Raw genomic sequence first — 8900 nt, 5'->3', positions numbered from 1 at the left:
AGTTAGACGTAGTTTGATGGTTGAGGCTCCACAAAACGAAACGTTTACATAGGTTTAATTTTGGTTTACATCGAGGGGCTTTTCGTTTACATGAGACTGACGAAAGATTTACTCACATAGGGCTGCACGTTTACGCGTGTGGCCTTTTTGTTGGTATGCGTGGAAGTCCTTTATATACGGGCATTTGGGGCACACAGAGGCTTTATACGTGCTCGTGATAGAACCGTATAGTAATGGTATTAGAACGGCCTTAAAAAGCGGTTTGAGGAGGAGGGATGAAAACGGGTAAAAATGGTGTTTTTTGGGGTAAGGATTACAATTAGGTTTATAGTTTAGGCTTACTTTTCCTAAAACTTAGGTTTACAAAACTCCTGCCAAGCCCCCCCCTGTGGGGATATAGCAACAATCCAAAAAATGGGGGATTGATACAAGAAACTGACACTTTGCCAACAACTTTTGAAAGCCTTTTTTTATCGTAACCCCCTATATATACAGGGGTTGAGGTCATTGATATGTGTGTTATTGTGGTGTTTGGGGAGGGGGACACCCCACAGGGGGGGACTATTTCGTGAACTTTCCACCCCTGATGATGCGGAGAAGTTCTACCCTGCGTTCGCAGTGTCCGACAAGTGGGCATTGGAAGCAAGCCTTTCTTTTTCAATAGTTAGTTGGCGGACTTGCTCCTTGAGCTGCCCTATTTCTTCTGCTTGTTCCTTAATGGTATCAAGCAATTCTTTAAGAAATGGGCTCTCATTTTGTGCTTTCTGCACAGGAATAGGTTTGGGTGTTGCTTTGCCTTTAGTAAAAACTGTAGTTATGGTATGTTCTCCATCCTCAGGTTCCCCCTCTTTCGGAGCTACTATTGTAAGATCCTTACGGATATTGATAAAATCACCTACAGGCTGGTTCTCTGTTCCAAAAAGAATCCACTCTGCTGATATGTTCGCATTTGCGCAAACCTTTCTTAGGACTTCATAAGAAGGGTTTCCTTTTCGCGTACCAACAATATTTTCAACTACAGTGGGACTTACTCCTACTGTTTTTGCAAATGCTCTTTTGTTATTATTAAATAGTACCTTAATAATTGTCTCGAACCTTTCATTTATGCTCATATTTTTATAATATTATCATTTGCGAACAAAATATTCGCCTTTTTATTTTGTTTATTCGCAAAAGCGTATTATCTTTGCAGCGTGTTCCTTTTGGAAGCGCGGCCAAATATACGAAAAAAGGTCGAGATTAAAGAATGGTTTAACAATTAAATGAGTGAGATTATGAAAAAGTACATTCACATTCAGAAAGCAGATCGCAAATTTCTTGCAGAAGCATTTGAGGTCACAGAGCGCACGATTTTCAACGCTACACACTTCGAGGATATGAACGAGGGTACTGACCTTATGAAGAAGATACGATCGCTTGCGTTGCAACGTGGAGGTATCGTGATGGTGAAGGCTCCGGAGATAGAGACATTGCATGATGCTGATGGTTATATGAGACAGTATTTCGGCGATGTGCTGCTGGAGTTCTCAAAGAAAGAGCCTGTGTGCGACGTGTACAAGCATGGCGAGAAGGTGCGCCATTACGACAACGTGATGACGACGATGACGACGATGACGACGATGACGATGATGAAGAGACTACTAAAACTCTTGAGATCGAAGAAGTATATGTTAGCATGGGTCAGCGTATCACAGAAGGTGAAGCCCTTTTTAAACTGACAGAAAGCTCAGTTTCTTCTGTTCAAAGGCTCCTTGAATCCAATCAGGCTGATGCCAAGATAGCTCTGGCTGAAGCCCAGGAAGAATATAATCTTGGAGTTTTGGAAGCTTCAAATACTGAGACTGAAACTAATGTTACAGCACAAAATGCACAGACTTTATATGATGCAACAGTTGATGAGCTTGAAGCACAGATTGCTGAGTATCAGGGTGATATAGAAGCTCTTACAGCAGAGATAGCCGCACTTCAGGAGGACCTTGAAGATGAAGAGCTTTTGGAGTCACTTGAGGATGCATATTGGGAGCTTGTTGCAGCTCAGAATATCTTTAATGATTCAGATGTACAGAACTTTGGTGCATATACTGCCAATAAGCAGGCTCTTGATGAAGCTCAGGCAGCTTATGATCAGATAAGTGATGAGATTGATTCTATGAAGCAGCAGATAGAGGATGATCAGGAGACTATAGAAGATGATCAGACTGCGATAGAACAGGCCAAGGCTTCACTTGAAGTTCTGACACAGGAAGCCTCCAACACTTATGAGTCATCTACACTTAATGGTGAGCTATCAGATGATGTATATTCCTATTCCATTAATTCTTTAGAAGAAGCAGTTACGGTTGCACAAAACGATCTTGACAGTGCACAGGAAGAGCTTGATGCCTTTAATGCCTTTGTCGGAGATGACGGAATAATATATGCAAATGGAAGCGGAATAGTTACAGCAGTTAACTATGAAGCAGGAGATGAGCTTAGTCAGACAGGTGCCATGATCACCTATACTACTGAAGATGCCTTTACAGTATCTATTGATATATCAGAAGAGGATATCACCTCAGTTTCTGTAGGAGACAGTGTAACACTTAAATTCTCTGCCTATGAAGATATGACCTGGGACGGATGCGTAAGTGCTATCACAACTTCTGTATCTGATAATCATTCAACTACAGTTAGTTATCCTGTAACTATTGATATCCTTGGAGATACCAGCACTTTATACGGCGGAATGACAGCTGATGTAACTTTCGTTACAGACTCTGTATCAGATGTTCTTTATGTATCAGAGCAGGCAGTCATATATGAAGATGACAAGGCTTATGTATATGTGATGTCCGGATCTGACTATGTGAAAAAAGAAATTACGGTAGGCTTTTCAAATGGCTCAGTAATAGAGGTTACAGACGGCCTTTCAGAAGGAGACACAGTTTATATTCAGAGTAAAGTCAGCGCAAGCCAGGAAGAACTCATGGATACTTCGACTGATTCAGATGATAGTACAAGCGAAGCATCAGGTGATACAAATAGTCAGGACAGCGGAGCCGTAAGCGGTATGCCTTCAGGCGATATGCCAGGTGGCGGTTCTATGCCAAGTGGCGGCGGAATGCCGGGAGGTAACTAAATCAAATGAATAAAAAAGATATTAAAAGTAGTAAAGTATCCGGGAAATTTAAGAAGGAAAAACATACATTTTTTTCCAAAAAGAAGGTAGTTATTACAGGCAGCGTTATAGCTGCAGGTCTTATAGGCGCTATTGTAGCAGTAAGAGTTAAAAATAGCGAAAACAGTGCAGAGCAGGCTGTCTATAAAGAAGAAACCGTAACCTACGGAACACTTACTGTAGGTGTGACTGAGTCAGGAAGTATAACGGTTGGAACATCGACTCAGACACTGGACATTGATATTAGTGAGTATACAGGTAGTACTGATTCCTTCTCACTTGGAGGAAATACCGGAATGATGGGGAATAGTAACAGCCAGACTACATCTTCTGATTCTGATGATGATACAAGAGTACTTGAAGTTGAAGAAATCTATGTATCAGTAGGACAGGAAATAGCAGAAGGAGATCAGATTGCAAAGCTTACAAGTGAAAGCGTTACAAGTATAAGGGCAGAACTTGAAGAAGATGTTGTATCTGCGCAGAATACCTATGATCAGGCACTTGCCGAGCAGGAATCTACAGATCTTTCTGCGGATTCTACATATAGTATCAACGAGATGTATGGAAGCTATGCCCAGAGCGAATATGATACAACAGTTCAAACTCTACAGGATGCTGTTGATGATGCGCAGGAAAGTCTTGATGAAGCTAATGAGACACTTTTAGAGTATCAGGAGGATCTTGAAGAAGATCAGGCTACGCTTAAGGAACTTGAAGCTCTTGTTACTAATGCTGAGTATACAGTCAATAACATTGATGTTGAAACAGCTCCTTATGCATGGACAGATGCAGAGAATATAAGAGAGGATGCACAGGAACTTTATGATTCATGTGAGGAAGAAATAGAAACTCTTACAGAATCCATAAGCGATCAGGAGACACTTATACAGGAGCTTACAATAGCTCTTGGTCAGGCGCAGGAAGCATATGAAGTAGGTGTAATAGAAGCTCAGGCTACTTATGATATACATACTCTTTATTATGACAATGCTGATGAGATCAAAGATGTAACTAAGGCTCAGACAGCTCTTGCAGTTGAGATGGCAGCAGATGATCTTGAAGAAGCCAAGGATAAGCTTGATGAGTTTGATGAGTATATCGTGGATGACGTAATAGTATCAGGATATAGCGGAGTTATATCAGAAATAGATATAGCAGCAGGAGATGAACTCTATTCAGATAGTAACATCCTTGTTGTTAATGACTATGACCAGGTTACTATAACAGTTGATGTGGACGAGGATGATATCGATTCAGCACAGCTTGGAGCAGAAGCTAATGTTTATATTGAGACATTCCCGGATGAAATATATAAGGCTACTGTAACAGATGTTGGAGATGCTACCTATGACAGCAGTACAGCGACAACTTCTTATGAGATTACTGTAACACTGGAAGGCGATGATCTGTCAGAACTATATACAGGTATGACTTCAGATGTAACCTTCATAACTACAGATACAGCAGATGTTCTCTATATTTCAAACAGAGCAATAACAAGAGAAAATGGTGTATCCACAGTTAAAGTCAAAGATGCAAATGGAAATATAAGTACCGTGGAAGTTGAGACCGGATTCTCAGACGGCAGCAGCGTTGAGATAAAGTCAGGTCTTTCTGAAGGAGACACAGTAATCATAGAGAGTACAGTAAATTAAAGGGTAGAGGAAGAAGAATATGAGAATATCTGAAATATTCAGACTGGTATGGCTCAATCTGTCACAGAACAAATCAAAAGTAATCCTCACCAGCTTTGGTATTGTAGTTGGTGCCGCCACGATAATGCTTGTTATAGCAATAGGTACAGGTGGTAAAGAGGATGTAGCAGAACAATTTAAAAACCTTAATGCCGGAGCTATAGACATAAGCTATGATGCCACAAGTTCTTCAAGCGAGCAGGAAGGCTTTGGAAACTTTGGCGGCGGAGGCGGCGGAATGCCAAGCGGCGGAGGCGGTGGAATGCCTGGTGGCGGAGGCTCAGGTTCACAGAACAAGAACACTGTAACTCTTACCGCAGATGATATGGAAGAGATCATGACCTTTGTCCCGGGACTTACATCAGGAACTATGTCTTATACAACATCAGCTACAGTTGATGGCGGAGAACTTGATGAATCGACAAGCTATACAATTGCAGGTGTTAAATACAACTATGCTGATATGTCTAACCTTGAGCTTGCCATAGGTTCTTTTATCGAAGAGGATGATGACACTTATAAGAACAAATACTGTGTGCTTGGCTATGACGTAGCCAAAGAGGTATTTGGAAGTGTCTATGATGCTTATGACGAGACAATCTATATAGATGACAGATCTTATACGGTAATAGGCATTCTGTCTGAGGTTGGAACAGTTGCTTCCGGAATAAGCCCTGACAGTGCGATATTTGTTCCTTATGAGACGGGAATCAAGTATCTTACAGGAACGCAGATCAGTCCTACCATTACCGTGATTGCAGAAGATACCAATCAGGTAGATACAATAAAGGCTAATATCGAGACTGTTCTTGCAGAGTCATATCCAAATGCGACATTTACGTTATCTGATGCAGGAACCAAGATGGAAGCTGCAAATCAGTCCAACAGAACACTTACCCTTCTCTTATATGCGATGGCAGCAATTGTATTTGTAGTCGGTGGTATAGGTATCATGAACGTATTGTTCGTATCTGTCAAAGAAAGAACCAATGAGATCGGTATCTTAAAGGCTATTGGCTGCAGTCAGAAGGATATTCTTTTGGAATTTTTGTTAGAAGCAAGCACTATATCCCTTATAGGTTCAATAGTGGGAGTTCTGTGTGCTGTAGGCATTACACCTATTATTGAAAGCTTCGATATGACGGTTTCGCTTTCTGTATTTGGAGCTGTCTTATCACTTGTGTTTGGTGTTTTTACTGGGACGGTATTTGGTTTTTATCCTGCCTATAAGGCTTCTATACTTGTACCTATTGTAGCTCTCAATCAGGAATAAATTACTTAGTAAAGGGATAAGAGATGGAAAAAGATACAAATAACAGTCGAAAAGCAAAAGAAACTTCAGAGGAGAAGAAAGCTCTTTTGACAGAAGATTCTGCACTTGGAGATATTGCATCTGACAAGATCTTCGAGGATGATCCGGAGCTTGCCAAGGAACTTGCAGAAGATAGAAAGATCCAGGAAAAGGCAAGGGAGTACAAGGCTCTTCAGGAAGCAAGAAAGAGGCGAAGAAGAAAGAGACTGCTTATAGCGCTTTTGGTCCTTGTAGCTATTGGAACCGCTTCATATTTGGGGTATGAGCATTATCAGAAGGTTCTTGCTGAGCAGAATTCTGAGGCGCAGGTAATAGCGCAGGAAGGACAGGAAATTGTATATGCTGAGATTGAAAGCATTGTGGGCAATAATATTTCGGTCAGCATTTTAAGTGAAGCAGGTAATAGTGCGGATAATGCGGATAATGCGGATAATGCGGATAATACGGATAATACGGATAATGCGGATAATACGGATAATGCGGATAATACGGATAATACTGATTCGGATTTAGAAGCTGAAGATCCTGCGGGTGCAGATTCATCAGAAAGTACGGAAGAACAGGATTCTGAAGGAAAAGAAGCTGGGCAGCAGGGTATGGACGAAGGGCCTGGAATGAATGGGGGTTCAGGTACTGATGTGGGTAGCACTGATGGCCCACAGATGGGCGGAGCTTCCGGACAGGATAATGGATCTTCAATGATGGCTATGGGAAGTCAGGATAGCGGTTCATCTTATGTAAGTACCGGCGAAACTGCTGAGTACCAGATACCTGTTGGAACCGTTATCATCACCAAGCTTGGAACCAGTGCTACATTCACATCTCTTTCTACGGGTGATGTCATAGCTATTGCTGTGGAAGAAGGAACAGATGTAATTGACAAAATTTGGATAGTAGAGTGAGGAACTTTCATGAGTATGATCAAGATGGTTAATATCTGCAAGGGTTTTGACCTTGGCGAAGACAAGGTGCAGATATTAAAGAATATAAACTTTAATGTAGAAAAGGGAGAGTTCGTTGCTATACTCGGACCTTCAGGATCTGGTAAAACAACTCTTATGAACATTATAGGATGCATGGATATCACTGATTCCGGAGAATATTATCTGGACGGACAGGCTGTTCATACAATGGAAGAGCAGGATCTTGGAGATATCAGGAACAAAGAGATCGGATTCATATTCCAGAACTACCAGCTTATTCCCACCTATAACATTCTGCAGAACATAATCATGCCTCTTATAGTAAGAGGTATGTCAACTCAGGAGGCTGAAGATAAGTGCATTGAGACAATAAAGCTCCTTGGACTTGATCACAGACTTCGTCATAAGCCCAATGAGCTTTCAGGTGGTCAGAAGCAGCGTGTGTCAATTGCAAGGGCACTTGTAGGTGAACCCGCTATTTTACTTGCGGATGAGCCTACGGGAGCGCTAGACAGATCAAGTGGTCAGGATGTACTAAAGCTCTTCAAGGACCTTAATGAGATGGGGCATACCATCGTAATGATCACTCATGACCTTAATGTCGCCAAGAACGCAACAAGAATCGTCCACATCATAGACGGCCAGTTATCCGAGGATTAATAATAAAACAGCTGCGAGACTGACATGCCCTTATAGGGAATCAGCCTGCAGCTGTTTTATTATCCTTTGGTTTTGTTTTATATGGTCGATTTAAATTTTAAAAATTAGGTTTTGTTTTATATGGTCGATTTAAATTTTAAAAATTAGGTTTTGTTTTATATGGTCGATTTTAATTTAAAAAAATTGGGTTAGTTTGATGACGCTTTCTTTATGGGAAGTACGTAATGATCGTCAGCAAAGATAAGCTGTCTTACCGGGTAAAGGGCATTTAAAAGGATCTCTCCAAAGATCATACATGTGATAACTTCGCCTGCACCTACTGTAAGCATCATGAAAGGTACAAGATCAGTCATTCCATAAGCGTATTTAAGTACGAAGGGAATTATAAGTGCATTGCTTATAACCGGAGGAACAGAACAGAGAAATCTGTGCTTTCTAAGAGCATAAGTTCCTATGCAGCCTATAAGTGTTGCAAGAGTTCCGAATACTACATCTGGAAGAGGATTGCCCATAAATATGTTGGATAACAGACATCCTATTGTTACTCCTGGAATTGCAGCCGGTGTAAAAAATGGAAGTATTGTCAGAGCTTCAGAGAATCTGCACTGAATTGCTCCGCTTGCAAGATCGAAGCCTTGCGCAAAAAGGGTTAGTACTACGTACAAAGCGGCAATAATACCTGCCTGTACGATAAACAGGGTTTTGTTATTCTTCATTTTTTTCTCCTTTAGTGAACGACCCCTATGTCGTGGTTGCGAGTGGGAAGGATTTAACACTCGTATATCAATGTTTCGCCCGTATTCGGGCAAGAATGCATGATAGCACGAAAACTAAAAGAATGCAAGTTTACAATATAACAACTTTAAATTAGCAATATAACGTCTTCAAATGCATTTCGTCGTATATTTTTGACGTTTCGTCGGATTTTGATATCATTTTCATACAGGTCAGTATAATAGCATTAGAAATTGCGTTTACAAATACTAACAAGGAGAAATGATATGTCTGTATATATATGGCCGGGAGAATTTATTAAAGAAGATTATTTACAGCTTTTTGAAGAGGGTATTGGAGAAGATACTACATATCAGGTTAGATCAGGTATAAGAAAAGGCAATATTCAAAAAGAGATCGTAGATGCGGTAAAAGAC

Annotated in this window: 8 protein-coding genes; 6 read left to right on the top strand and 2 right to left on the bottom strand. The window is 40.9% G+C overall.

Translation table 11 applies throughout. From position 1 onward, the window contains the following. Positions 1-602: 602 nt before the first annotated feature. Positions 603-1112 carry a hypothetical protein gene (locus K6G87_RS16820; RefSeq protein ID WP_296839817.1) on the bottom strand — a complete coding sequence of 170 codons (510 nt, stop codon included), beginning with the start codon at positions 1110-1112 and terminating at the stop codon, positions 603-605. 162 nt (positions 1113-1274) lie between these two features. Between K6G87_RS16820 and K6G87_RS16815 the strand changes: the two genes are divergently transcribed. The 6 genes from K6G87_RS16815 to K6G87_RS16790 are packed head-to-tail and all read left to right on the top strand — an operon-like array spanning position 1275 to position 7749. Beyond that, positions 1275-1718 carry a hypothetical protein gene (locus K6G87_RS16815; RefSeq protein WP_296839815.1) on the top strand — a complete coding sequence of 148 codons (444 nt, stop codon included), beginning with the start codon at positions 1275-1277 and terminating at the stop codon, positions 1716-1718. After that, the gene (locus tag K6G87_RS16810; RefSeq protein ID WP_330669921.1) at positions 1676-3118 is read left to right on the top strand and encodes an efflux RND transporter periplasmic adaptor subunit; all 1443 of its coding nucleotides are present in this window, start codon (positions 1676-1678) and stop codon (positions 3116-3118) included. Before K6G87_RS16815 ends, K6G87_RS16810 begins: the two co-directional genes overlap by 43 nt. A gap of 5 nt (positions 3119-3123) precedes the next feature. Continuing rightward, positions 3124-4815 carry an efflux RND transporter periplasmic adaptor subunit gene (locus K6G87_RS16805; protein ID WP_296839813.1) on the top strand — a complete coding sequence of 564 codons (1692 nt, stop codon included), beginning with the start codon at positions 3124-3126 and terminating at the stop codon, positions 4813-4815. A gap of 19 nt (positions 4816-4834) precedes the next feature. After that, the gene (locus K6G87_RS16800) at positions 4835-6127 is read left to right on the top strand and encodes an ABC transporter permease (protein ID WP_296839811.1); all 1293 of its coding nucleotides are present in this window, start codon (positions 4835-4837) and stop codon (positions 6125-6127) included. Positions 6128-6150: 23 nt separating this feature from the next. Further along, complete coding sequence (locus tag K6G87_RS16795) at positions 6151-7068, top strand: hypothetical protein (protein WP_296839808.1); 918 nt, start codon at positions 6151-6153, stop codon at positions 7066-7068. A gap of 9 nt (positions 7069-7077) precedes the next feature. Beyond that, positions 7078-7749 carry an ABC transporter ATP-binding protein gene (locus K6G87_RS16790; protein ID WP_296839807.1) on the top strand — a complete coding sequence of 224 codons (672 nt, stop codon included), beginning with the start codon at positions 7078-7080 and terminating at the stop codon, positions 7747-7749. Between the two features lie 188 nt (positions 7750-7937). On the opposite strand, the gene K6G87_RS16785 is transcribed toward K6G87_RS16790, so the two are convergent. Then, complete coding sequence (locus K6G87_RS16785; RefSeq protein ID WP_296839804.1) at positions 7938-8465, bottom strand: QueT transporter family protein; 528 nt, start codon at positions 8463-8465, stop codon at positions 7938-7940. Positions 8466-8900 lie beyond the last annotated feature (435 nt).

It is taken from the genome of Butyrivibrio sp. (genome assembly GCF_024699075.1).
Note: the sequence above shows the minus strand (reverse complement) of the source record. Positions and strands in the feature narration are given on the sequence as shown.